This window comes from Syntrophomonas sp. DTU019 (assembly GCA_913757435.1).
Taxonomy (GTDB): Bacteria; Bacillota; Syntrophomonadia; order Syntrophomonadales; family Syntrophomonadaceae; genus DTU019.
The window spans coordinates 395131-419977 of record CAJYDM010000002.1; the positions used below are offsets into that span (position 1 = coordinate 395131).

Consider the following 24847-nt stretch of genomic DNA (forward strand, 5'->3'; position numbering starts at 1 on the left):
ACTTAATAAAAGCCGATCAAGGCCCTTTGAGACAAAAGGGAAAACAAGCCAGAACGATTTTGGCTAGGTATAAACTTTCATTGGAGAGTTTGATCCTGGCTCAGGACGAACGCTGGCGGCGTGCCTAACACATGCAAGTCGAACGGTTCAGCACTCGACACTGAATGTTCTTTTTAGCGAAATGTGGTATAGCCAAGTGACGCGAGCCTAAAGAAGGCAAACATTTGGGAAAACTGCTTATTAAATATCGAAGCAATAGTAACGGGATAAACCAAATGGCGAGCGTCACGCTATTTCCAAGTGCCTAACACCAACAAGTGTAAAGGCAGAGATTAATGAAAGAACATTAAGTGTTGAGTGTTGGATAGTGGCGGACGGGTGAGTAACGCGTGGATAACCTACCTATATGTGGGGGATAACAGTTGGAAACGACTGCTAATACCGCATGTGATCACGGTTTAAGATTGTGAGGAAAGATGGCCTCTTCATGAAAGCTATCGCTTATGGATGGGCCCGCGTCTGATTAGCTAGTTGGTGGGGTAACGGCCTACCAAGGCAACGATCAGTAGCCGGCCTGAGAGGGTGGACGGCCACACTGGGACTGAGACACGGCCCAGACTCCTACGGGAGGCAGCAGTGGGGAATATTGCGCAATAGGGGAAACCCTGACGCAGCGACGCCGCGTGAGCGAAGAAGGCCTTAGGGTTGTAAAGCTCTGTTGTAAGGGAAGAAGAACTTAAGCGAGAATATTGTTTAAGAGTGACGGTACCTTACTAGAAAGCCCCGGCTAACTACGTGCCAGCAGCCGCGGTAAGACGTAGGGGGCGAGCGTTGTCCGGAATTACTGGGCGTAAAGAGCACGTAGGCGGATATTTAAGTCAGATGTGAAAGACCGCAGCTCAACTGCGGGGTTGCATTTGAAACTGGGTATCTTGAGGGCAGGAGAGGGCAGTGGAATTCCTGGTGTAGCGGTGAAATGCGTAGAAATCAGGAGGAACACCAGTGGCGAAGGCGACTGTCTGGACTGACCCTGACGCTGAGGTGCGAAAGCGTGGGTAGCAAACAGGATTAGATACCCTGGTAGTCCACGCCGTAAACGATGGATACTAGGTGTAGGAGGTATCGACCCCTTCTGTGCCGCAGCTAACGCAATAAGTATCCCGCCTGGGGAGTACGGTCGCAAGGCTGAAACTCAAAGGAATTGACGGGGGCCCGCACAAGCGGTGGAGCATGTGGTTTAATTCGATGCAACGCGAAGAACCTTACCAGGTCTTGACATCCTACGGATTTCTATGAAAGTAGGAGGTGCCTTCGGGAGCGTAGAGACAGGTGGTGCATGGTTGTCGTCAGCTCGTGTCGTGAGATGTTGGGTTAAGTCCCGCAACGAGCGCAACCCCTGCTATTAGTTGCTAACATTAATGATGAGCACTCTAATGGGACTGCCTGTGACAAGCAGGAGGAAGGTGGGGATGACGTCAAATCATCATGCCCTTTATGATCTGGGCTACACACGTGCTACAATGGATGGTACAGAGGGCAGCGAAGCCGTGAGGTGAAGCGAATCTCAAAAAGCCATTCTCAGTTCGGATTGCAGTCTGCAACTCGACTGCATGAAGTCGGAATCGCTAGTAATCGCGAATCAGCACGTCGCGGTGAATGCGTTCCCGGGCCTTGTACACACCGCCCGTCACACCACGAAAGTCGGCAACACCCGAAGCCGGTGACTCAACCGAACGGAAGTCAGAGGTCAGAAGTCAGAGGTCGGAACAGACTACAGAGGTAGGAAGTCAGATAGCAAAGAAGAAACTGGCTGGCCAGTTTCAACAAGAATCCGACATCTGACGTCCGATTTCCGACTTCCGTTTGGAGAGAGCCGTCTAAGGTGGGGTTGGTAATTGGGGTGAAGTCGTAACAAGGTATCCGTACCGGAAGGTGCGGATGGATCACCTCCTTTCTAAGGAGAAACGAAGCAGTAACAGCGAGCGAAGGGGATTAGGATGAAAGAGAATTGACTTCAGTCAATTTTAACGATTCCGACCTCTGACCTCCGACTTCTGACTTCTGAATCCTACGGTCGATCGCCTTACTTCTTGTTGTTCGTTTTAATAAATTTGAGCATACCCTGTTAAAGGGAATGCCAAAGTTGTTATCCCGCCTTGGCGGGGAACAAATTTTAACCGAAGCCAGTCAGACTGAAGGAGAAGGTAATATTGAATTAATCGGCGTAGCCGATTAACATATAAATCCGACTTCTGACATCTGACTTCCGACTTCTGTTAGAGGTTCTTTGAAAAGTGCATACAGAGAAAAGCAAAGGGAACAATTTCACTTAAAGCTGTGAAGACAGTGAAAAGTTGAGAGTTTTCTAAAGCGCGTAAATTAGGTCAAGATACAAAGGGCGTACGGGGGATGCCTTGGTGCCAGGAGGCGAAGAAGGACGTGGCAAGCTGCGAAAAGCTACGGGGAGCTGCAAGCGAGCATAGAGCCGTAGATATCCGAATGGGGGAACCCAATACTTGCGAACAAGTATTATCACTGCCTGAATATATAGGGCAGTAGAAGCCAGACCCGGTGAACTGAAACATCTTAGTAACCGGAGGAAAAGAAATCAATTGAGATTCTCTAAGTAGCGGCGAGCGAACGGGGAAGCAGCCTAAACCAGCTGTGTGTGATAGCCTGCAAGCGTTGCACAGTTGGGGTTGAGGGGAACACCAGACTAAGTTGCAGCTTAGTCAAAGAGTTACAAACCATATCATTAGCTGAACCTGGATGGAAAGCCAGGCCATAGAGAGTGAAAGCCTCGTAAGCGAAAATGATAAGGCTCTTGGTGTAAACCCCGAGTACCGCCGGACACGTGGAACCCGGTGGGAAGCAGGGAGGACCACCTTCCAAGGCTAAATACTACCTGGCAACCGATAGCGAACAGTACCGTGAGGGAAAGGTGAAAAGCACCCCGGGAGGGGAGTGAAAAAGAACCTGAAACCGTATGCCTACAAACAGTCAGAGCACTATTTAAAGTGTGATGGCGTACCTTTTGTAGAATGGGCCAGCGAGTTACGGCAGCAAGCGAGGTTAAGTTCAAAAAGGACGGAGCCGCAGCGAAAGCGAGTCTGAAAAGGGCGTCTAGTTTGTTGCTGTAGACCCGAAACCGGGTGATCTATCCATGGCCAGGGTGAAGTCTCGGTAACACGAGATGGAGGCCCGAACCAGAGTACGTTGAAAAGTGCGTGGATGAGTTGTGGATAGGGGTGAAATGCCAATCGAACCCGGAGATAGCTGGTTCTCCCCGAAATAGCTTTAGGGCTAGCGTCGTGTAATTCCTTATGGGGGTAGAGCACTGGTTAGGCTAGGGGCCTTACCCGGTTACCGAACCCTCCCAAACTCCGAATACCATAAGGTGAAGCGCGGCAGTCAGACTGCGGGTGATAAGGTCCGTAGTCGAGAGGGAAACAGCCCAGACCAACAGCTAAGGTCCCAAAATCTATGCTAAGTGGAAAAGGAAGTAGAGTCGCACAGACAGCCAGGATGTTGGCTTAGAAGCAGCCACCATTCAAAGAGTGCGTAATAGCTCACTGGTCAAGTGACTCTGCGCCGAAAATTCAACGGGGCTAAGCATAGTACCGAAGCTTTGGATACGGAGGACGGATGACAGAGGACAGAAGACGGAGGGTCTTTCAATGGCAATCAAAAGCTATGAAGATCTGGTAGTCTATCAAGAAAGTTATAAATTAGCTTTAGAGATGCACCAGATATGCTCTAGATTACCAAAGGAAGAGAGATATGAGTTAATACCTCAGATAAGGAGAGCAACCATATCTATACCAGCCAACATAGCCGAAGGTTATGGAAGAAGGAACTCTGAAAAAGAGTTCAAGCATTTTTTACGAAATGCTATGGGCTCAACGAATGAAGTTAAGGTATATATTGATATGATTCATGATCTTGGGTATGTGAATAGACATACACATGACCAGTTAAAAGAAAGATACGAATCAGTTAATAAGCAAATGTACCGGCTCATTCAGAGATGGACCAAGTATGAGACAGAGTAATCCGATTTCTGACTTCCGTCATCCGACTTCCGTATGGTAGGGGAGCATTCTTAATGGATTGAAGCTATACCGTAAGGAGTAGTGGACTATTAAGAAGAGAGAATGCTGGCATAAGTAAGCGAGAAGGCAGGTGAGAATCCTGCCCGCCGGAAACCTGAGGTTTCCTGGGGAAGGCTCGTCCGCCCAGGGTAAGCCGGGACCTAAGCCGAGGCCGAAAGGCGTAGGCGATGGACAACTGGTTGAGAATCCAGTGCCACCTGAAGCCGCTATAAGCGATGGGGTGACGCAGGAGGATAGGTGAAGCGCACGGATGGAAGAGTGCGTCCAAGCACGTAGGGTAATGGGTAGGCAAATCCGCCCATTGCGAAGCCTGAGGTGTGATGGGGAGTGAAATATAGTAGCGAAGTCACTGAGTCCAAACTGCCAAGAAAAGCCTCTAGCAAGGTAACAGGTGCCCGTACCGAAAACCGACACAGGTAGGTGAGGAGAGAATCCTAAGGCGCGCGAGAGAACCCTCGTTAAGGAACTCGGCAAAATGACCCCGTAACTTAGGGAGAAGGGGTGCTCCATTAGCGTGAGTCATAAAACTTTGATGAGCGTGAGGGAGCCGCAGTGATCAGGCCCAGGCGACTGTTTACCAAAAACACAGGTCTCTGCGAAATCGAAAGATGAAGTATAGAGGCTGACGCCTGCCCGGTGCCGGAAGGTTAAGGGGAATGCTTAGCTGAACGGAGGTCAGAGGTCAGAAGGAAGAGGACAGAGAAAGAAAGAAAAAAGAAAAGAGAAGAAACTGGCGGAGCCAGTTTCAACGAGTCCGACGTCCGACGTCTGATTTCCGACTTCCGTTCAGCGAAGGTATGAACCGAAGCCCCGGTGAACGGCGGCCGTAACTATAACGGTCCTAAGGTAGCGAAATTCCTTGTCTGGTAAGTTCAGACCCGCACGAAAGGCGTAACGATCTGGGCACTGTCTCGACGAGGGGCTCGGTGAAATTGTAATACCGGTGAAGATGCCGGTTACCTGCGATAGGACAGAAAGACCCCGTGGAGCTTTACTGCAGCTTGATATTGGATTTTGGTAGTTCATGTACAGGATAGGTGGGAGGCTGAGAAGCGAGTTCGCAAGGATTCGTGGAGCCAACGGTGGGATACCACTCTTGAATGGCTGGAGTTCTAACCTGCTACCCTGACCGGGTAGAGGGACAGTGTCAGGCGGGCAGTTTGACTGGGGCGGTCGCCTCCAAAAGAGTAACGGAGGCGCCCAAAGGTTTCCTCAGCGCGGATGGAAATCGCGCGAAGAGTGTAAAGGCATAAGGGAGCTTGACTGCGAGAGAGACATCTCGAGCAGGGACGAAAGTCGGGCTTAGTGATCCGGCGGTACCGAGTGGAAGGGCCGTCGCTCATCGGATAAAAGCTACCCCGGGGATAACAGGCTTATCTCCCCCAAGAGTTCACATCGACGGGGAGGTTTGGCACCTCGATGTCGGCTCATCACATCCTGGGGCTGGAGAAGGTCCCAAGGGTTGGGCTGTTCGCCCATTAAAGTGGTACGTGAGCTGGGTTCAGAACGTCGTGAGACAGTTCGGTCCCTATCCATCGCAGGCGCAGGAGAATTGAGAGGATCTGTCCCTAGTACGAGAGGACCGGGATGGACAGACCGCTGGTGTACCAGTTGTCTCGCCAGAGGCATCGCTGGGTAGCTATGTCTGGGACGGATAAGCGCTGAAAGCATCTAAGCGCGAAGCCAACCTCAAGATGAGTTCTCCCACTCCGAGAGGAGGTAAGATCCCATCAAGAACAGGTGGTTGATAGGCCGGGTGTGTAAGTGTAGTGATGCATTAAGCTGACCGGTACTAATAGATCGAGGGCTTGACCTAAATGCGCTTTAAAGCTTTATCTCTGTATGTACTTTTCAGAGAATCTTTCTGTGAGCAAACAGGAGGACGGTCCTCATGTTTGCAGACCCATAAAAAACTTAATATGTAACGAAATTAAATTTCCTGGTGACAATAGCGGAGAGGTCACACCCGTTCCCATCCCGAACACGGCAGTTAAGCTCTCCAGCGCCGATGGTACTGCAGTTTTCCTGTGGGAGAGTAGGACGTTGCCAGGATTAATCTATTTTCCTGACTTTTGCAGATAAGCTGAAAAGAATACCCGTGTAAATGCTGTAATATTAGTATTTATCGGGTATTTTTTATATCCCTCTACTGTATATCTAACGTATGTATGTTATAATATGGTTATACTATACTTGGTTCATACGAGGGGGGCAGGCATGAGCAGTCTACAGGTATATAACAGCCGAGGGATCAAATATGTGAGAATCGTGGAGTCTTATCGGGATCCAGTTAATAAGAAGCCCAAGACCAGGGTACTTAAGGTATTAGGGCGTGCAGACGAATTGGAAGCGCAGGAGCCTGGAATTCTGAATCGTTTGCGCAGAGAATGCCGGGAGTCCAGGGCTTTCAACGAGAGTCTTAAACAAGAAGCAATATTTAAAGATATCCAGCATTACCTGGAAGGATCTGATAACGACGCTGCTAAAGGCTTTCCTATTCGTAATTACGGCGTTAAGGTATACGAGAGTATCTGGGATGAATTGAAACTTGATTACTTCTTCGATTATCGCCAGAAGCGTGATTCCAACCTTAAGTTCAAAGTCAAAGATACGACATCTATGCTCGTTTACTTCCGGCTGCTAAAACCGGCATCAAAGAAAAAGAGCTTTGAACAAAAGGAGTTCTTTATCAACTCCAAGGAAATGAATTTAGAACAAATATACCGGAGTCTTTCTTTTCTTGCCAATGAAAAGAAATCTCTGGAAAGGCACTTGAACAAGCAGCTATCACTTAAAATGACACGCAACCTTGGAGTTGCTTTCTACGATGTTACCACTTATTACTTTGAGTCAGTCAGAGCCGATGAACTTAAGAAGTTCGGTTATTCTAAAGACAACAAAGTAAATCAGGTCCAAGTCGTAATGGGGCTCTTAATTGACGATGAGGGCATCCCAATTAGCTATGAACTGTTCCCCGGAAATACCAATGATTTTAAGACGCTGGTGCCAGTTATGGAATACTTACGGGAAACCTATGGCATAAAGAAGATTATAATAACCGCTGATCGTGGGCTAAATTCTAAACAGAACCTGGCCTACCTCAGGTCAAAAGGTTTTGATTATGTCATGGCATACAAAATCCGATCTGCAAGTAAAGCAATTAAGAACCTAGTTCTTGGGGACGAGGGCTACACTGTGGAGAGCCCGCAATTTAAATGGAAGGTCTGCAATTTTCAGAACAGTGTTAAGATTAATGGCGAAAAAGTCTTGCTCGATGACAATATGGTGATAACTTGGTCAGCTAAACGTGCTGAGAAAGACCGTAGAGACCGCGAACGATTGATAGAGAAGTCCCGGCGCCTTGTGGACTCCAAATCCAGTCTCAAAGCAGAAATGAAAAAGGGTGGCAAAAAGTATGTGCAACTGGCCATTTTTGATGACGATCACGTTTCATTCAACGAAAATCAGGTTGAAATGGATGCACAATTCGATGGATATTATGGAATTCAAAGCTCGGACAAAAGCCTGTCAGCGGCGCAGGTGATAGGGATCTATCAAGGCCTTTGGAAGATTGAGGAGAGCTTCAGGGTTATGAAAAGCAATTTAGAGGCCAGACCCATCTTTGTTTGGACAGAATCGAGTATTCGCGGCCATTTCGTAATGTGCTACCTGGCTTTGGTAATCCAGCGGTATCTAGAATACAAACTCAGAAAAGAAAAACTTGAGTTGTCTACCGAAAAGATCCAAGATGCTCTTCGAAGTGCTAATCTTACTGTTATTGATGATGCAAAAAGCAACAGCTCATATTATCTAAAGAACCAATCAAATGAAGACTTTTCGGCAATCCTAAGTACTTTACAACTTCCTGAAATCTTACCGTATGGTAAACTGAAAGACATCCGCAAAGCTTAGATATACAATCCTACAATTAAAAGAAAAGCTCTCAATTGCCTATCATCTAGGGGCGCGGAGAGCTTTCTTCTTCCTCTATTTTGCAAAAGTCAGGAACACGGCAGTTAAGCTCTCCAGCGCCGATGGTACTGCAGTTTTCCTGTGGGAGAGTAGGACGTTGCCAGGATTAATCTATTTTTCTGGGAGAGAGCGTATGGGCAACCTTGCCCGGACGCCCTACACAGAGAAGAAGGTTGTGAACATCCTTCAGTGTAAATGGAATAATCATCCTAAAATTTGACCATAATATTATTGCAGCATAAATCGGGCAACGCTGAGGAGCGACCCAACGCTCGCTGTGGCTTATACGGTGAGACGGCGGGCAATGAGTCTGCCGTTTTCTGCTTCACCGGTAAGCCCTGAGCGGGTAAACCTCGGGAGTTTGAGGGCAGAGCCCTCAAGGCCTTATGCCACTAACCTGTCTGCAAAGAATATCATAATCTGGCTGTACGCCATTGCCCAGTCCCTTGATGGCTGCGTCCACTTCTTCGTGATTTCCTTAGTCGAAAGAAATACCACTTTCCGGATTGAGTCATCTGTGGGGAAGATGGATTTTGTCTTCGTAAATTTCCGCACCATCCTGTGGTACGCTTCCACTGCATTTGTCGTATAAATCAAATGCCGGATCTGTTCAGGATAATTGAAAAACGTGGTGAGTTCTGCCCAATTAGCATCCCAGGACCGCAAAATGGAGGGATACTTCCTATCCCATTTTTCCCGGAATTCTTCCTTGGCATACTCTGCGTCGTCTAAATTTACTGCACCGTAGATTTTTTTAAGGTCAGCGCAAATTGCTTTTCGATCCTTATACTGCACAAATTTAGTGGAATTGCGAATCTGATGGACTATGCAAAGCTGTTGCTTTGTCCTTGGGAAAACCGCATTTATGGCTTCGCCAAGTCCTCTCAGGTTATCATGACAGGCGATAAAAATGTCTTGCACGCCGCGCTTTTTCAGGTCGGAACAGATGGATGCGTAAAAGCTTGCGCTTTCATTCTCGCTGATCCAGATGCCCAGGATGTCTTTTTGGCCGCTCATATCAATGCCTAGCACTGAGTAGACGCATTTGTTGATGATCTGACTGTCCTTGCGGCTTTTGAATACGATCCCGTCAAAGTAGATGATCGGGTAAATCGACTCCAGCGGCCGATTCTGCCACTCGTTCACTTCCGGGAGGATTTTATCTGTTATCTTAGAAATCAAAGCCTGCGATATTTCTGCCCCGTAAATCTCCCGTAGATTATCTTCAATGTCGCGCTGGCTCATTCCTTTTGAATACATCGCCATGATTTTATGTTCGATTTCATCCGTCCGTGTCTGCCTCTTTTCGAGGATTTTAGGCTCAAATTCTCCGTTGCGGTCACGGGGCACGGCAATTTCACTCTCGCCGTAATCGCTGATGATGGTCTTTCGGTTATACCCATTGCGGGAATTACCAGTGTTGTTTCCTTCGGTGCTGTGCTTTTCGTATCCCAAATGATTTTCCATTTCGGCTTCCAGCATCTGCTCAATTGTTCCCGCAAAAAGGCGTTTTAGCTTCGACTGAATGTCACCCGTGCTTTGGCAGTCCTGCATTAATAGGCTCACTAATTCCATTTCCTTGTCCGTAAGAATGTTTTTTGACTGTCTCATTTTAATAACCTCCATTTTGTTTTATATGGAGATTATTGCCATTTACACGGGTTCTTAATCAGCCTCCAGAAGAATCTACACTCCCTTCTGCGAAGTCTGCAATTCATCGGTGAGCGCCTATATTGAGCCAACTTTCTTATGGCGCGCTATTGACAGTTTATTATTCAATAAGTACAGTAGTTCTGCCATACCCTAAAGGAACACCGCTAAAATCTCCACTACCAGCTGTAATAGTGAAATTATTCTTTAAACAAGCATCAGCAAAGGACTTTCCGATAAGTCTTCCATGCAAATTCCAGTTATTCTTCTGTACGTCAATTATTCCATTTGGAGCATAGATAATACAATACATATTAACATTGTTCTTCTCTATGGTAATATTTTTTTCCGAGTAGATAAAGACAGGTATATCAGCTGAACCGATTTGAGTGTTATTACCACTGATTTCAATATCACCAGTGGCATAAATAAATCCTTTTCCGGTGATGTTATTGCCCGTTATCTTAACGTTGCCTTGGACATAGATTGATTCACTTAGATCTAGACCGTTACCGCCAAAAGTCTGATCGCCTATATATTTTTTTGGAGCTGCCGTAACCTGAGCCAATAATTCGTCTTTGAAATCTGTCGGTATTGGAATATAAGGCGAAGCAGCATCGCGACTACCTATAGTATTTGAACCAGTTTCAGTTATACCAGAACAAGCTTCTACTCTAGTTACATTCAGATGTTTACCTAGATGTAATGTATTGTTTGTGTGAATAACGCCGTTACATATACTTTGTCCAGCTTTTCCAACATACAATGGTATATCGCCACTTTCGGAGAAAATAGCATAATCTGTAAACGCACTTGGAAGACTTGAATCCTTTTTTGCAACTGCGCGCGCTGTTACCTCTGCCTTGTCAAAACCCCACACTCTAGCAAAAAAATAGGGCACATCAATTCTTCTACAAATAACTTCTATTTGGCCGTCAGCATAATTCTCGTTTACATCGTCCGGATTTATATCCACGCCATTAAAAGAACCATATGCAATTGCTTTTTCTTCAGCCTCATTTTTATCAGGCAGCGCCTGAGCTCCTGCTAATGCGGCAGCATCAGCAACGTTCTGTAAATGAGCCTTATTTACATACATAACCCCGGCGTCTACTACTAAAGCCATGCAACCCAGCAGTACTACCAACGCCAACGCGACGATAACGACTACTGCACCGTCCTCCTCCTTAAAAAGCCTTTTAAGCCATCTCATGTCTGTCACCTCACGGTTTAATTTAGGCATTTAGGAATATAAAATACCAAATTATACTATTACAATACTATATCGTAAATAAGATTTCGATACTTTTGCACATAATTAGAACAGGTTAAGTGCTGCGCTAACACTTCGGACCGTTGGCGCATTCGCACATTTACAGCTCAGCCGTTTATTTGGCCGCACTAGGCGACAGAATGTCGCCGTTGGAGTAGGTCGTTACCGGGATTATATTATTATCTGGGAAACAGTTTTTCCTTTGGGGCCTCCAGCCAGGCCTTTAGGGGCCTTGTCAGATCGAGATGTGGAACAAGCGAAGGGCAGGGCAACGTCCACCCTTCGGATACCACTGATGTTCCCTGCGGTCTTAATGTTGCGATGTGACCGAGTGCAGACGGGGGACAAGGTGCCTGGCACTTGGTTAGAGTAAAAAGGACCGGATGAACCGGTCCTTTTTGTAAGCTATTGTTTACCAGGCTTCGGGGAAGGCCATGCTGGTGTAGATCTCCTCGAGTCTGGTCTTGTGGTCTTGCTCCATTTTGGCCAGTTCCTCAAAAACCCCCTTTTGTTCAGCACTGTCACTGTCCTGAGCAAAAGCTAAATATGTTTTCATGGCTTCTTCTTCCTTCTTCATTGCTAGAGCAATAGCATCAGCTGGTTTCATATCCAGGGTGAGGGGCGGGAGTTCTACCGATTCGGCGACCTTGAAATCGTTGGCAGCAGCCTTGAACTTCAGGGGCTTGTCCGGATTCCTCAGGAAAGCAGTCAATATGTCACGATGGTTCTTCTCTTCCCGGGCTAGTTCATCAAAGATCTTTTTCATTCCGGAGTCCAGGTTCTTCTGAGATAGGGCATGGTAGAAGTCATAGGCTTCTATCTCGTTGTCGATTGCCATACTGATAACAGATTCATACGGACTAAGGCTCATGAAACAACCCCCTTTCTTGTTTTTATTTTACAGGAGCATGTACTATTAAACAAGCATGGAAGGCTGGCCAAAGAGAGCTTTACAAAAGGCAAGCTATCCAATAGGTTGGGATATGCGGAGGGACAAGGCAATTCTGTATCAAGATATGATATACGCCTGGATGCTGGCAGCCAAATAATTAATGTGCCAGGCACATATGGTCCAAATTGTTCCGCCAGCATCAGCCAACGAAAAATAAGCAGGCTGCATCATGCCCATATCAGCATGTGTAACCTGCTTTAATAAAATCCAGGCTGCTAATCTTTTGATTTTCTGTCTGCTCCGTTTGCCTTTGGCAGGCGTCCGGCTTTGAGCAGTGCGTCTCTTAAGATATACTCTATGTGGGCGTTGACGCTGCGCAGTTCATCTTGCGACCACCTTTCCAGGGCGGCGTAAACCTGGGGGTCGATGCGCAGGGGAAAGCTCTTTTTAACAATAGCCATGATGCGACCCCTAGTATATGCTGCTGGTATTCAATATTGGTTGTGCGCCGCGCTCGGAAATAATGGCTACCAGGAGGTTGTTGATCATCGCCACTTTACGCTCTTCATCGAGCTCCAAAATACCGTCTTGCTCCAGCCTGGCAAGAGCCATCTGCACCATCCCTACCGCTCCATCGACAATGATCTGCCGGGCTGCCAGTATGGCTGAAGCCTGCTGGCGCTGCAGCATGGCGCTGGCTATCTCAGTGGCGTAAGCTAGATGGGTGAGGCGTGCTTCCATTACTTCTACCCCGGCCAGGGATAGACGCTCGCGCAGTTCACGGGTCAGTTCTTCGGCCACTGCATCCGCGCTGCCACGAAGTGAAAACCCGTCTTCACCGTAGGTGTCATAAGGATATCTGGTGGCCACATGGCGCAACGCGGTTTCGCTCTGGATCTCCACGAACTGTTCATAGTTGGTTACATCAAACATGGCCTTGGCGGTATCCACTACTCTGAAAACAACTACTGCCGCAATCTCTACCGGGTTCCCCAGCACATCATTGACCTTCAAGGTCTTGCTGTTAAAGTTGCTTACTCTCAACGATACCTTGGGACGTGCCGCGAACGGGGTGATCATCCAGAAGCCGCTGCTGGTAACGCTGCCGATGTAGCGACCGAAAAAGGTAATTACTTTGGCCTGATTGGGCTGTACTACTATAATCGAAGAGAAGATGACAATCGCCAATAGTATTGAGCCAATGCCCAGCCAGATAGTTTCGCTGGCAAAGCCCCAAATCGCAACCGGGATTAACATGATGCCGATAAACAGAGCCAGGAACCCGTTAATTTTCCATGCGCTTTTTTCCAACATGACAAACCCTCCTCGTATAGAATTTAAATCTGATATGTAAATGATATCATAATAATATATAAAGAACCAGAATTAATCGCGATGCAGGCACGGGAAGTTGGAGTGCGGTGGATGCGGTTTTAAGGCGGCGTTGGGCTTGAAGCAGGAATATGAGCAAGAGTACAATGTTTAGAGAAAGTAGCCAGTGGCTCAATTAAAGGGGAATCTGACGAAATATGCTTGAAAAGCTGATCATGAGTATGAAGGCTTGGGACCACAATATACAATACTGGGTAAGCGCAAACCATCAGTCGGAGCTGATAACGTTCTTCACCTGGATGACCTCGTTAGGGAATTCAGCCACCATCATCGTGCTCTGCTCCCTGGTTTCAATAATGCTGCTGATAAAGCGGCATTGGCAAACCATGCTGATACTGGACGTGGGGTTAAGCGCCGCATGGTTTACTATGGCATTGCTGAAGCTGATATTCGGGCGCGTCCGCCCGTTGGGCGAGCACCTGGTTTACGCTGGCGGATACAGCTTTCCCAGCGGTCATGCCATGCTTTCCATGGTGTTCTACGGATTTGTGGCTTACATTTTTTCACTTTATCTGCAAGGCTGGCCAAGGTTGGGCGTTCAGTTTGCAGCTGGCTTATTGATACTATTAATCGGCTGCAGCCGTGTATACCTGAATGTGCACTATTCTAGCGACGTAATGGCAGGCTTTTTTCTCGGCAGCCTATTCCTGCTGGTCATGATACATACTCATAACCGGATGGATAGAAGGCACTACTGATGCAGGTGGGAAGTAAAGTCATGAATCAGGGGGCAGTTTGCACATTTCCTGCCTCTTGCAGCCGATCTGATCATCTCCGGTCCTGGTTCAATAGCTCTTGCGCTGGCGGGCATTTCTTTCTTTGGCGGCTTTGCGGTGGCGGCGGGCTTCATCTGAATAAATCTGGCGGTTTTTTTCTTGGACTTTCTTCCCGCCCAGGTACTGCTGTTCCAGGCCTTTGGCCACAACCAGGGTGTGACCGGCGTCAAAGGTCAAACAAACCGGAAAATCAGACTCCCCATAAACCACTTTATAGCCCGCGGCTTTTATTTCCGGCAGGGTTTTGAGCAGCTTTCTGACCTCAGTTTTGATGACCGAAAAGTTGCGTTCGCTGTGATGGCCTTTGCCATGGTTGATGTCTAAGATGTCGACATCATGATCCAAACACCACTGTAAGCTATTGCGGGTTTTCTCCAGGGCTTCATTGAGGCCTAAGCCATGCAGGTCCAGGGTTTCCATCTTTTACACTCCTCTGCCTCGATTGTTGAGATCGCGGGTGATAGATAAGCCCATAGGGGCGTGATCCACCATTACCTTGAGCCTCAATTGTTTACGGGGTAGCGGTAATGCCCGATAATTTCCCATCTTAACAAAGCTTCTTCTTCTTTGCACACACTGGCGTTGTGTATCACCAGAGGTATACCATGTTCATTACGTCGGTCACTGATAATCCCGCAGTGCTCCAGTCCATTGGGAAAGCGCCAGTAGACCACGTCCCCCCACTGCCACAACTGTGGATCATCATGATTATTTAAAGCCAGACTTTGGCCATACCGTTTAAAATAGGTCATCTGATTGGGGACGCGGCGGTGGTCAATGTTGTGGTCAGGAGCTGTTAGACCCCATTGTTGCGGGTATTTGTTGAAATGGGCCTTCATATCCTCATGGATTGACACCTGCAGGTCGATCCCCGCCCGGCGATAAGCGCGGATGACCACATCGGTGCAGGCACCGCGATCCGGAGCTACGTCCCCGCCGGGGTAAGCCAGCGCTTGATAGGAGGCATCATAACGGGTGGCATTCTCAGCTTCGGCCCGAGCTCCGAGGAGAATTAAGTCCGGGGTCTTTAATTGGTCTACCGGGATTTGCTCCACCGGAGAAGGGGGCCAGACGGTTTGGCTGGGCAGGCCGCTGTAAAATGGCCCCGGGGTTTGGAAACGGGTCAGGCCGAAACCGATAATAAAGATCGCTACCACTACTATTAAGATATTCTTCCACAGCAGGCGCAATGCAAATTCTCCTTCAAGCAGACAGTCGTTATTAGGATTGTAATCATAAGCGGGGCATTCTTCAAGCCCATGAGGAGTTGGAGATGTCAGACAGTTTAAGATTTAAGCGGGCAAAAAAGGCCCAAAGGAGTACTGAGCTCAAAAAGGGTGTTGATAGATCATCCGCTCCACAGCCCGAAGGAATGTAACAACCCGTAAGGGCCTAGGTTTTGCGGGAATGATCCGCTTTCCCAGTCCTAAGAAGCGTAGCTACAGACAGCCTGACCGCTCTTGAGGTAACCCCTTCCCCGGTCCAAAGGAGCCCAGGGCCTTATCGGTCCATGAATAATAGCCGGACTTGTGTTATTATATAAGGGTTAATGATAGGTAACAGCCATGTCCAATCGCTTCGATGTGGTTATAATAGCCGGGGGCTTCCCGGAAGAAGGAGCTTTCCCTTGAATCAGGATATTATTTCTCAATTGAATGAACAACAGCGCGAGGCGGTCCTGCATGTGGACGGGCCTTGCATGGTTTTGGCCGGGGCCGGAAGCGGCAAAACCCGGGTCTTGACCCGGCGCATCGCCCACCTCATCTCTCAGGGCATATCACCTCATTCCATAATGGCGATTACTTTCACCAATAAGGCTGCCCAGGAGATGCGCGCCCGTGTGGCCCGTCTGATTCCTGATTTCAGCGGGCAATGGATCCAGACCTTCCATGCCGCCTGTTACCGCATTCTGCGTATGGACATCACCCTTTTGGGATATCAGCCTAACTTCGTGATCATGGATGACGGTGATTGTAAGATTATCATCAGAAATATCCTTAAAGAAGAAAACGATCACGAGAACAAGCCGGAAAACATACTGTATCAGATCAAAAGGGCCAAGAACAGCATGAGCACCGCGGAGGAGTTTTTCGCTGCTATGCATGCCCCGCCAGCGGTGCGGGAAAAGTATATCCGGGTGCAGCGCCTCTACCAGGCCCGCTTGAAAGAACTGAATGCCCTTGATTTTGAGGATCTCATCCTGTTGTGTGTGCGGCTTTTCAATGAATATCCCGATGTCTTGGAAAAATATCAGAACTGGTTTAAATACATCATGATCGATGAATATCAGGACACCAATTTTGCTCAATACCGATGGGCGAAGCTGCTGGCCAAGGCGCATCATAACCTGTTTGTGGTAGGGGACCCCGATCAATCCATCTACAGCTGGCGGGGGGCTGAACCGTTTAACATCAAGCGCTTTTTGAACGATTATCCTGAGGCCCAGGTGATCAAACTGGAACAGAATTACCGCTCCTGCCAGGCTATACTGGATGCCGCCAATGCGGTCATAGTCAACAATGAGGAGCGTGAAGACAAACGCCTCTATACCGAAAAAGAGGGTGGGGGCAAACTGGTTTATTTCTGCGCCGGGGATAGTTTTCAGGAAGCCCGCTTCGTGGCCGACACCATCTCCGACCTGGTGGACCGGGAAGGGTACCATTACAGCGATATGGCCGTATTCTACCGCACCCATGCCCAGTCGCGCCTCTTGGAAGAGGCCTTGCTGAAGAAATACATACCATATCAGATTATTGGTGCGCGCCGTTTCTATGAACGCAAAGAGGTCAAGGATATAATCGCTTACCTGAAACTGGCCTGTAATTACAATGACCGCTTGAGCCTGGAACGAATAATAAATGTGCCCCGCCGGGGCATCGGCGAGAAGACTCTGGAAAAGATCCATCTCATGGCAAACGAGCATGGATTGTCACTGATGGAGGTACTGGACAAGGTCTCTTCCATTCCCGGCATAAGCGGCAAGGTAGCCGACAAACTGACCGAATTCTATGGCATGATGCGGTTTTTTACCGACCTGGCCCAGGCTGGAGCCTCACTTAAAGAAATCCTCGACCAGGTGCTGGATATGAGCGGTTACCTGGACGAACTCAGGAACAGCCATACTCCTGATGCTGAAAGCCGCATTGAGAACCTGCAGGAACTGCGTTCCCTGGCTCTGGAGTTTGAAGCCCAGGGTGGGGAAGGCCTGGAGGAATTCCTGGCTCAGCTGGCCCTGGTCCAGGATGCCGACGAGATGGACCGTTCCGACACGGTTTGCATGATGACCTTCCATGGGGCCAAAGGCCTGGAATTCCCGGTAGTATTCATGACCGGCATGGAAGAGGGGGTTTTTCCCTCTTATCGCAGTGAAACCCCTGAGGAGATACAGGAGGAACGCAGGTTGTGCTATGTAGGCATAACCAGGGCCATGGAAAGGCTTTACCTCACCAATTCGGTCAGCAGGCTGTTGTACGGTTATGAACGCAGTAATCCACCATCGCGTTTCTTAAAAGAGATCCCCCAGGAATTCCTGGTATCTCCGCATCAACAGGAGGTGGTCACCGGGCAGCTGGCTACCGGGGACCAGGTCATACACCGCAAGTTTGGCATGGGCATTATAACAGCCATCATCGAGGATGGACAGATCGCAGTGATCGACTTTGAGCGCGCCGGGGTGCGCATGCTCAGACTCGACCTGGCGCCATTGGAAAAAATCGGTTAAATCCCGGGGGGCATGGCAAATGGCAGATCCCAAAGAACGCATACAGTATCTGCGTGATGAGATCAGACGGCACGAATACCAGTATTATGTGCTTGACCACCCGCTCATCACTGACGCCGAGTTCGATGCCCTGATGGCTGAACTGCTGGCATTGGAAAACGCGCACCCGGAGTTAGTCAGCATTGATTCTCCCACTCAGCGAGTGGGGGGAGCAATCCTGGATAAATTTAAGACTATCGCCCACCGCTTTCCGCTATTAAGCCTGGACAACGCCTTTTCCTTCCCTGATCTGGCCCAGTTTGACCAGCGTGTACAGAACATGGTGCACCAGGCTGATTATATCACCGAGCTGAAGATCGATGGGGTGTCTGTCCTGGTGGTCTATGAGAACGGGGTGTTCCTCCACGCTGCCACCCGCGGCAACGGCCTGACGGGTGAGGACGTCAGTGCCAATATCCGCACCATTAAAAGCATCCCTTTAACCCTGAAAACTGCTCTGCCGCGTTTGGAAGTGCGCGGTGAGGTGTATATGCCCAAGAGTGAATTCGCCCGGCTCAATGTGGAAAAAGAAGAAAAGGGTGAACGCACTTTTGCCAATCCCAGAAATGCCGCCGCCGGCTCGCTGCGGCAACTGAACCCGCAAATTACGGCTTCCCGCTCCCTTTCGGCCTATTTCTATGATGTGGTATATGTTGAAGGGGCCACACTGAATACACAGCAGGAAATGCTTGCTCTGATGCTGGAGCAAGGTCTGCCAGTGAACCCAGAATTTCGCCTGTGCCGGAATATAGCTGAGGTTTTTGAGCATTGCGAACAATTCACTGAAAGGCGTCATGAACTGCCTTATGAAATAGACGGCATGGTAGTCAAGCTGAATTCCCTGGCGGGGCGGGAAGAGCTGGGGCAGACCGCCAAGAGCCCGCGCTGGGCGGTAGCCTATAAATTTCCTCCGGAAGAGAAAGAAACCCGAGTCTTAGACATTGTGGTCAATGTAGGCAGAACCGGCATCATTGCCCCCACAGCCGTATTAGAACCGGTGTCTTTGGCAGGCACTACGGTGAGCCGGGCCAGCCTGCACAATTTCGATCTGGTGGCCGAAAAAGATATACGCTGTGGCGATCTGGTCCTGGTTCACAAGGCGGGAGATATCATTCCGGAAATAATCAGATCTTTTCCTGAGAAGCGCTGCGGCACCGAATTCATAGTAAGGCCTCCCGAGAATTGCCCGGCCTGCGAAAGTAAGGTGGTGCGGCCCAGGGGAGAGGTAGCCTACCGCTGCGAGAATATCAATTGTCCGGCCCGATTGAAAGAGAGCCTGATCTTCTTTGCCTCCCGTGAAGCCATGGATATAGAAGGCATGGGGCCGGCTATTATCGAACAACTGGTAGAACGCGGCCTGGTGCAGAAGCTGGAGGATATCTACCAGCTCGATCAGGAGCAGCTGCAGGGACTGGAGAGGATGGGGCCCAAATCAGCTGCCAAGCTTTTAGATGCCATTGATAAGAGCAGGCAGCAGCCTTTGTTCCGTCTGCTCACCGCTCTGGGCATTCGCCATGTTGGTCCCAAGAACGCTAAAATTTTAAGCAGGCACTATGGGCACATGGATCAGTATTACCATGTGACGGTGGAGCAATTGGTGCAGATCCCAGAAATCGGCCCCAGGATCGCCGAGAGCATCACCGGTTTCTTTGCCGAGCCGCGCAACCGGGCCACGGTTGAAAAGCTTAAAGCCGCAGGCTTAAACATAACTGCAGCCAAAACCGCGCCGGGGCCACTGCCACTGACAGGCAAGAGTTTTGTATTGACCGGGGCTTTGCCCTCATTGTCCCGCAGCGAAGCCACCCAGATGATTGAGGAACTGGGTGGACGGGTTTCGTCCGGTGTGAGCAAGAAGACCGATTATGTGGTGGTTGGCGATGATCCCGGCAGCAAATATGACAAGGCGCTGCAATTGGGTATCACCTTGCTGGATGAAGCCTCCTTGATTGCATTAATAGAAGCGGAACGTAGTTTGTATACAAGTAATTAGTATCTGTCTGTACCCATATATTTAAGGTATAATAAGCACATCGTGGGCATTAATAGATTGGTGGGGTTTACGCACATGGGAGTAAAAATTGTAGCCGACAGCTGCTGTGATCTGCCTTATGATGTCATCGAGCAATATAATATAGGTTTAGTACAGCTACTGGTGCGCTTCGAGGAAAGGGTATATCAGCCCGGGGAACTGAGCAATCAAGAATTTTATGAACTGATGGAGTCTTCACCCATTCTGCCTTCCACCACCCAGCCTACTCTGGAGGAACTTACCCGGGTCTACCGGCAAGCCCTGGAGGAAGGTTCACAGGTCCTGGCCTTGCACTTTTCATCAGGTATATCAGGCACTTTTCAAGGTGCACAGCTAGCACAGAAAATGCTTGACGATCCTCGCCTGACGGTATTCGATACCCGCAAGGCTTCAGTAGGATGCGGACTGCTGGTTTTAGAGGCGGCCCGCATGGCCGAGAGCGGACATGACCTGGAGGCCATACTGGAACGAATGGAGGAAATGCGGGAGAAGATGCAATGCATTTTCACGGTAGGAAAAATGGAGTACCTCATCAAGGGAGGGCGCATCTCTCGCAGCAAAGGCACCCTGGCCAATGTCTTAGACATCAAACCTATTTTGCATTTCGACCACGACGGTTACATAATGCCGCTGAATAAGGCCCGGGGACATAAATCAGCCTTGCGCAAAATGCTGGATATAATGGAGCAAAAAGGAGCCAATCTGTCTCAGCAGACGGTGGGAGTGAGCCATGCCGGAAGCCCGGAAACCGCCGCATACCTTTTTGAGTCCATTCAATCCCGGTTTAAGCCCAGGGAAATCATAGTCGGGGAAATCGGCCCGGTGATAGGCGCCCATGTCGGATTGGGAACCTACGCCATATTCTTTGAATCTTGAGGAAGACCACAGCTGCTCTCCCTCAATGAGGGAGTTTTTTTATTGGTTGTCTTCAGGAGGGGTTATATTTTCTTTAAGAGTAGACAAGCTTGTTGGCGTTTATAAATGGGGGAGCGACCATGTGGGGAACGGTGATAAATGCTGCCGCCATCGTCCTGGGAGGCATGTTGGGGCTATTGTTCCGCAGGGGCATAGCAGAGAACTACAACCGCACTATTCAGGACGGCTTGGGCATGGTGGTGGTGGCAATTGGCTTGCAATATGCGTTGAAGGCCGATCAGTGGGCGGTTTTGGGTGCCAGCCTGGCTTTAGGGGCTGCTATCGGAGAACGGCTGCAATGGGATCAGGGCTTGCAGCGGTGGGGCGAGAGTGTACAAAAATCCTTGAAAAACGCTGGAAACCATTTTACCGAGGGCTTTATTTCCGCCAGCCTGTTGTTCTGTGTCGGTGCGATGGGAATTGTGGGGGCATTGGAAGACGGACTTACCGGCAATTATGACGTTTTGACTGTAAAGGCCTTGTTGGACGGGATATTTGCCCTGATATTGAGCGCCAACTATGGTTTGGGCGTGATTTTCTCCGCTGTGCCGGTATTGATATATCAGGGCAGCATAAGTTTGGGTGCGGTATGGATACAGCCTGTCTTAAACGATCTGATGATGAACACTATCACTTCTTTAGGGGGGCTGATCATCAGCGCCCTGGGACTGAATATTGTTGGTGTGACCAGAATACGCATCGCCAACCTCTTGCCCGCTCTGTTGCTGGCCCCGCTTATGATTTGGATCATGGCTGCGTTGGGGTATTAGGCAAAGGCAATGTTGTTGCAGGGTTTAGTGTACCTGAGATGGATATAATGATATAATATGGTGATAAATTTTTATGCGAAGCGGGGGAAAAAGAGAATGGCTCTAACCATAGCAGAGGTTGAACATGTGGCTATGCTGGCTCGTATCAGCCTGAACCAGAGCGAAAAGGAACAATTCGCCCTGGAGCTGGGTCTGGTCCTGAACTATGCTGATCGCTTGAAATCGCTTCAGACCGACAATATCCAACCATTGGATCATATATTGCCCGTATCCAACGTCTTTCGTGAAGATGTGGTGATAGGCAGTCCTGACCGGGAAGACATGTTCGCCAATGCCCCTATGGCAGAAGACGGGCAGTACCGGGTGCCCAAGATAATTTAGGGGGTTATAAGGTGAAGCTTAATGATTTATCGGTTCACGAATTGAAAAATCTCCTGCAAAGCAAGCAAACCAGCTCAGAAGAGATAATAAAATCCTGCCTGGAGCGGATCGCAGAGGTCGAAGCAGAGGTCAAGGCTTTTATAACTCTCTTAGAGGATGATGCCTTGAAGGCCGCTCGCAATTTAGATAAAAAGGGCGAATATCAGGGCCTGGCAGGCATACCTTATGGCTTGAAAGATAATTTCTGTACCAGTGGGATCAAGACCACCTGTGCCTCCAGGATGTTGGAGAATTATGTGCCTTTCTACGATGCCACCGCGGCCCGCCGCCTGAGTGAGGCCGATGCCATCCTGATGGGGAAAATGAATATGGATGAGTTTGCCATGGGCAACTCTACCGAATTATCAGCCTTTTTTCCCACCCGTAACCCCTGGGATCACAACCGGGTGCCGGGGGGATCATCAGGAGGTTCTGCGGCTGCTGTAGCTGCGGGAGAAATTCTCTTCAGTCTCGGAACTGACAGCGGAAGCTCCATCCGTCAACCTGCATCGTTTTGCGGGGTGGTGGGCCTTAAACCCAGCTATGGCCGGGTTTCCCGCTGGGGAGTGATAGGTTCCGCCTCTTCGCTGGATCAGGTGGGGGTTATAACCCGCGATGTAACCGATTGTGCCCTGGTTCTGCAGGCGATTGCGGGAAAAGATCCATCAGATTCGACCAGTGTGGCTTTGGAGGTTCCTGATTATTCAGCCAGCCTCAAAGCTGACATAAAAGGCTTGAAAATCGCCTATCCCCGGGAATATTTCCAGGCCGGGATAGATCAGCATGTCAAGGCCTGTGTTATGGAGGCTTTGAAAACCTATGAATCCCTGGGAGCTATCATCGATGAAGTGTCGCTGCCCCACAGCGAATACGCTCTGCCGGCTTTTCTCCTCATCGCCTGTGCCGAGGCCAGCGCCAATATGGGCAAATACGACGGGGTCAGATTCGGTTTGCGTGATTTCTCCGCAGACAATGTGGTGGATATGTATTCGCAAAGCCGTGGCCTGGGCTTCGGGACCGATGTTAAACGCCGCATTTTACTGGGGACGCATGCTTTGAGTGCTGGGTATTACGAGGACTATTACCTCAAGGCCCTAAAGGTGAGACGCCTGTTGAAGAATGATTTCGATAAGGTATTTGAAAATTACGATGTCATAGTCGCCCCCACCGCTCCTACCGTAGCCTTTGAACTGGGGGCGCAAAGCGGAGATCCGCTGACCATGTACATGAACGACATCTTGACCGGGTCCACAAATATGGCCGGTCTGCCCGGGATGTCAATTCCCTGCGGTTTCGTTCAGGAAATGCCGGTTGGAATGCACTTAATCGGCAAACCGTTTGACGAGCCGACCATGCTCAAGGCGGCTTATGCCTTCGAGCAAGCTACCAGTTTCCATCTGTCCAGGCCTGGCAGGAGGGTGAGATAATGAAAGCTTATGATTATGAGATAGTGATCGGGTTGGAAGTGCATGTTGAACTAAAGACCAAGACCAAGATTTTCTGTGGCTGTTCCAACCGCTTCGGGGCTGAACCGAATACCAATGTGTGCCCTATATGCTCGGGTTTTCCCGGCGCGCTGCCGGTGTTGAACCAGCAGGTGGTGGAATACGCCATCCGCGCCGGTCTGGCGTTGAACTGTGAAATCGCGTCCTACACCAAGTTTGACAGCAAGAACTATTTCTATCCTGATCTGCCCAATGCCTATCAGGTCTCGCAGTATGACCGGCCCATCTGCAGCAATGGCTATATGGACATATACGTTGACGGCAAGCCCAAACGGATAGGCATCAACCGCGCCCATATAGAAGAGGATGCCGGAAAACTGGTGCATCAAGGCAGTATCACTGAGACTGCGTATTCACTGGTTGACCTGAACCGCTGCGGGGTGCCGTTGCTAGAGATTGTTTCAATGCCTGACATGCGCCAGGCTGCGGAAGCGCGTCAGTACCTGGAAAAACTGCGTTCGACCATGCTATTCGCCGGGGTTTCGGACTGCAAGATGGAGGAGGGTTCATTGCGCTGTGATGCCAACGTTTCGGTCAGACCCTGGGGAGAGCAGGCACTGGGTACCCGCGTCGAGATCAAGAATCTCAATTCTTTTCGCTCCCTGGAGAAAGCTATCGAATATGAAGCGCGGCGTCAGATGGAGGCTCTTGATGACGGCGAGGTGTTAGTGCAGGAAACCCGCACCTGGGATGAAGAGAAACAGGTCACCCGCTCCATGCGCAGCAAGGAAGAAGCTCAAGATTACAGGTATTTCCCCAATCCGGACTTGCCTCCCCTGGTCATACCGCGTGAATGGGTGGAAAGCGTAGCCCGCAGTATGCCTGAACTTCCTCAACAGGCTCAACTGAGGTTGATGGAAAAGTATGGCCTGTCGGCATATGATGTATCCATCTTGACTTCTTCTCCGGAGTATCTGGCCTTTTTTGATAGGTGTGTGGCAGCCTTTGCTCAGCCTAAAGCGGTGGCCAACTGGATGATGGGCGAACTGAACAAATTCCTCAACCAGAGCAATCTCCAAATTACGGAATGCAGATTCTCACCGGAGCATCTGGCCGAACTGCTGAAAATGATCGATGAGGGTGCAGTCAGCGGCAAAATGGCCAAAGACATATTCGCCGAGATGTTTGCCAGCGGAAAGCCTGCGGCGCAGATTGTGAAAGAAAAGGGCCTGGCCCAGATATCTGATCAGGATACCTTGATAGCAATGATCGAAGAGGTTTTGAAAGCCAATCCCAAAGTAGTTGAAGATTATCGGGGCGGAAAACAGAAAGCAGCTGGTTTTTTGGTGGGTCAAATCATGAAGGCCACTAAAGGCCAGGCCAACCCGACACTGGTCAACCAGTTGATCGACAAATGTTTATCCGCTGAATAGTATTGGAT

At 49.3% G+C, this 24847-nt stretch carries 16 protein-coding genes and 3 rRNA genes; 12 read left to right on the forward strand and 7 right to left on the reverse strand.

What is annotated here, in order from left to right; translation table 11 throughout:
* The first annotated feature begins 77 nt into the window (after nucleotides 1-77).
* From AC15IQ_RS07470 to AC15IQ_RS07485, 4 genes are all read left to right on the forward strand, one after another.
* Nucleotides 78-1954 (forward strand): 16S ribosomal RNA (locus AC15IQ_RS07470).
* Nucleotides 1955-2382: 428 nt separating this feature from the next.
* A 23S ribosomal RNA gene (locus AC15IQ_RS07475) occupies nucleotides 2383-5928 on the forward strand.
* 122 nt (nucleotides 5929-6050) lie between these two features.
* Nucleotides 6051-6164 (forward strand): 5S ribosomal RNA (gene rrf / locus AC15IQ_RS07480).
* The 16S, 23S and 5S rRNA genes sit together here, the layout of an rRNA operon.
* A 165-nt stretch (nucleotides 6165-6329) precedes the next feature.
* Nucleotides 6330-8024, forward strand: coding sequence for an IS1634 family transposase (locus AC15IQ_RS07485; protein WP_483176844.1), 1695 nt, complete (start codon nucleotides 6330-6332; stop codon nucleotides 8022-8024).
* A 444-nt stretch (nucleotides 8025-8468) separates the two neighbouring features.
* Here AC15IQ_RS07485 and AC15IQ_RS07490 read toward each other — a convergent pair whose 3' ends face one another.
* The 5 genes from AC15IQ_RS07490 to AC15IQ_RS07510 form a co-directional block, all read right to left on the reverse strand.
* Nucleotides 8469-9659, reverse strand: coding sequence for an IS256 family transposase (locus AC15IQ_RS07490; RefSeq protein ID WP_483177709.1), 1191 nt, complete (start codon nucleotides 9657-9659; stop codon nucleotides 8469-8471).
* Between the two features lie 196 nt (nucleotides 9660-9855).
* Complete coding sequence (locus AC15IQ_RS07495; protein ID WP_483178311.1) at nucleotides 9856-10947, reverse strand: pilus assembly protein TadG-related protein; 1092 nt, start codon at nucleotides 10945-10947, stop codon at nucleotides 9856-9858.
* Nucleotides 10948-11419: 472 nt separating this feature from the next.
* Complete coding sequence (locus AC15IQ_RS07500) at nucleotides 11420-11878, reverse strand: ferritin-like domain-containing protein (protein ID WP_483178313.1); 459 nt, start codon at nucleotides 11876-11878, stop codon at nucleotides 11420-11422.
* Nucleotides 11879-12174: 296 nt separating this feature from the next.
* On the reverse strand, nucleotides 12175-12360 hold the full coding sequence (locus AC15IQ_RS07505; RefSeq protein ID WP_483178314.1) for a type II toxin-antitoxin system antitoxin: 186 nt from the start codon (nucleotides 12358-12360) through the stop codon (nucleotides 12175-12177).
* A 10-nt stretch (nucleotides 12361-12370) separates the two neighbouring features.
* On the reverse strand, nucleotides 12371-13213 hold the full coding sequence (locus tag AC15IQ_RS07510) for an SPFH domain-containing protein (protein WP_483178316.1): 843 nt from the start codon (nucleotides 13211-13213) through the stop codon (nucleotides 12371-12373).
* 233 nt (nucleotides 13214-13446) lie between these two features.
* Between AC15IQ_RS07510 and AC15IQ_RS07515 the strand changes: the two genes are divergently transcribed.
* On the forward strand, nucleotides 13447-13989 hold the full coding sequence (locus tag AC15IQ_RS07515) for a phosphatase PAP2 family protein (RefSeq protein ID WP_483178318.1): 543 nt from the start codon (nucleotides 13447-13449) through the stop codon (nucleotides 13987-13989).
* A gap of 87 nt (nucleotides 13990-14076) precedes the next feature.
* Here the strand turns inward: AC15IQ_RS07515 and AC15IQ_RS07520 are convergent, their stop codons facing one another.
* Nucleotides 14077-14487, reverse strand: a complete 411-nt coding sequence (locus tag AC15IQ_RS07520) for a Smr/MutS family protein (protein ID WP_483178320.1) — start codon at nucleotides 14485-14487, stop codon at nucleotides 14077-14079.
* Nucleotides 14488-14570: 83 nt separating this feature from the next.
* Nucleotides 14571-15257, reverse strand: coding sequence for a DUF1287 domain-containing protein (locus AC15IQ_RS07525; protein ID WP_483178322.1), 687 nt, complete (start codon nucleotides 15255-15257; stop codon nucleotides 14571-14573).
* A 437-nt stretch (nucleotides 15258-15694) separates the two neighbouring features.
* On the opposite strand from AC15IQ_RS07525, the gene AC15IQ_RS07530 reads away from it, so the two are divergent.
* From AC15IQ_RS07530 to gatB, 7 genes are all read left to right on the forward strand, one after another.
* Entirely contained in the window at nucleotides 15695-17788 is a 2094-nt protein-coding gene (locus AC15IQ_RS07530) for an ATP-dependent helicase (protein WP_483178324.1), read from the forward strand.
* A gap of 19 nt (nucleotides 17789-17807) precedes the next feature.
* Nucleotides 17808-19817, forward strand: coding sequence for an NAD-dependent DNA ligase LigA (ligA, locus tag AC15IQ_RS07535; protein ID WP_483178326.1), 2010 nt, complete (start codon nucleotides 17808-17810; stop codon nucleotides 19815-19817).
* A gap of 75 nt (nucleotides 19818-19892) precedes the next feature.
* On the forward strand, nucleotides 19893-20732 hold the full coding sequence (locus AC15IQ_RS07540) for a DegV family protein (protein WP_483178328.1): 840 nt from the start codon (nucleotides 19893-19895) through the stop codon (nucleotides 20730-20732).
* Between the two features lie 92 nt (nucleotides 20733-20824).
* Nucleotides 20825-21541, forward strand: a complete 717-nt coding sequence (locus AC15IQ_RS07545; protein ID WP_483178330.1) for a DUF554 domain-containing protein — start codon at nucleotides 20825-20827, stop codon at nucleotides 21539-21541.
* Nucleotides 21542-21637: 96 nt separating this feature from the next.
* A complete protein-coding gene (gatC, locus tag AC15IQ_RS07550) occupies nucleotides 21638-21922 on the forward strand; it encodes an Asp-tRNA(Asn)/Glu-tRNA(Gln) amidotransferase subunit GatC (protein ID WP_483178331.1) in 285 nt (94 codons plus the stop codon).
* Between the two features lie 11 nt (nucleotides 21923-21933).
* Complete coding sequence (gene gatA, locus AC15IQ_RS07555; protein WP_483178333.1) at nucleotides 21934-23388, forward strand: Asp-tRNA(Asn)/Glu-tRNA(Gln) amidotransferase subunit GatA; 1455 nt, start codon at nucleotides 21934-21936, stop codon at nucleotides 23386-23388.
* A complete protein-coding gene (gatB, locus tag AC15IQ_RS07560; RefSeq protein WP_483178335.1) occupies nucleotides 23388-24839 on the forward strand; it encodes an Asp-tRNA(Asn)/Glu-tRNA(Gln) amidotransferase subunit GatB in 1452 nt (483 codons plus the stop codon). Before gatA ends, gatB begins: the two co-directional genes overlap by 1 nt.
* The last annotated feature ends 8 nt before the right edge of the window (nucleotides 24840-24847 follow it).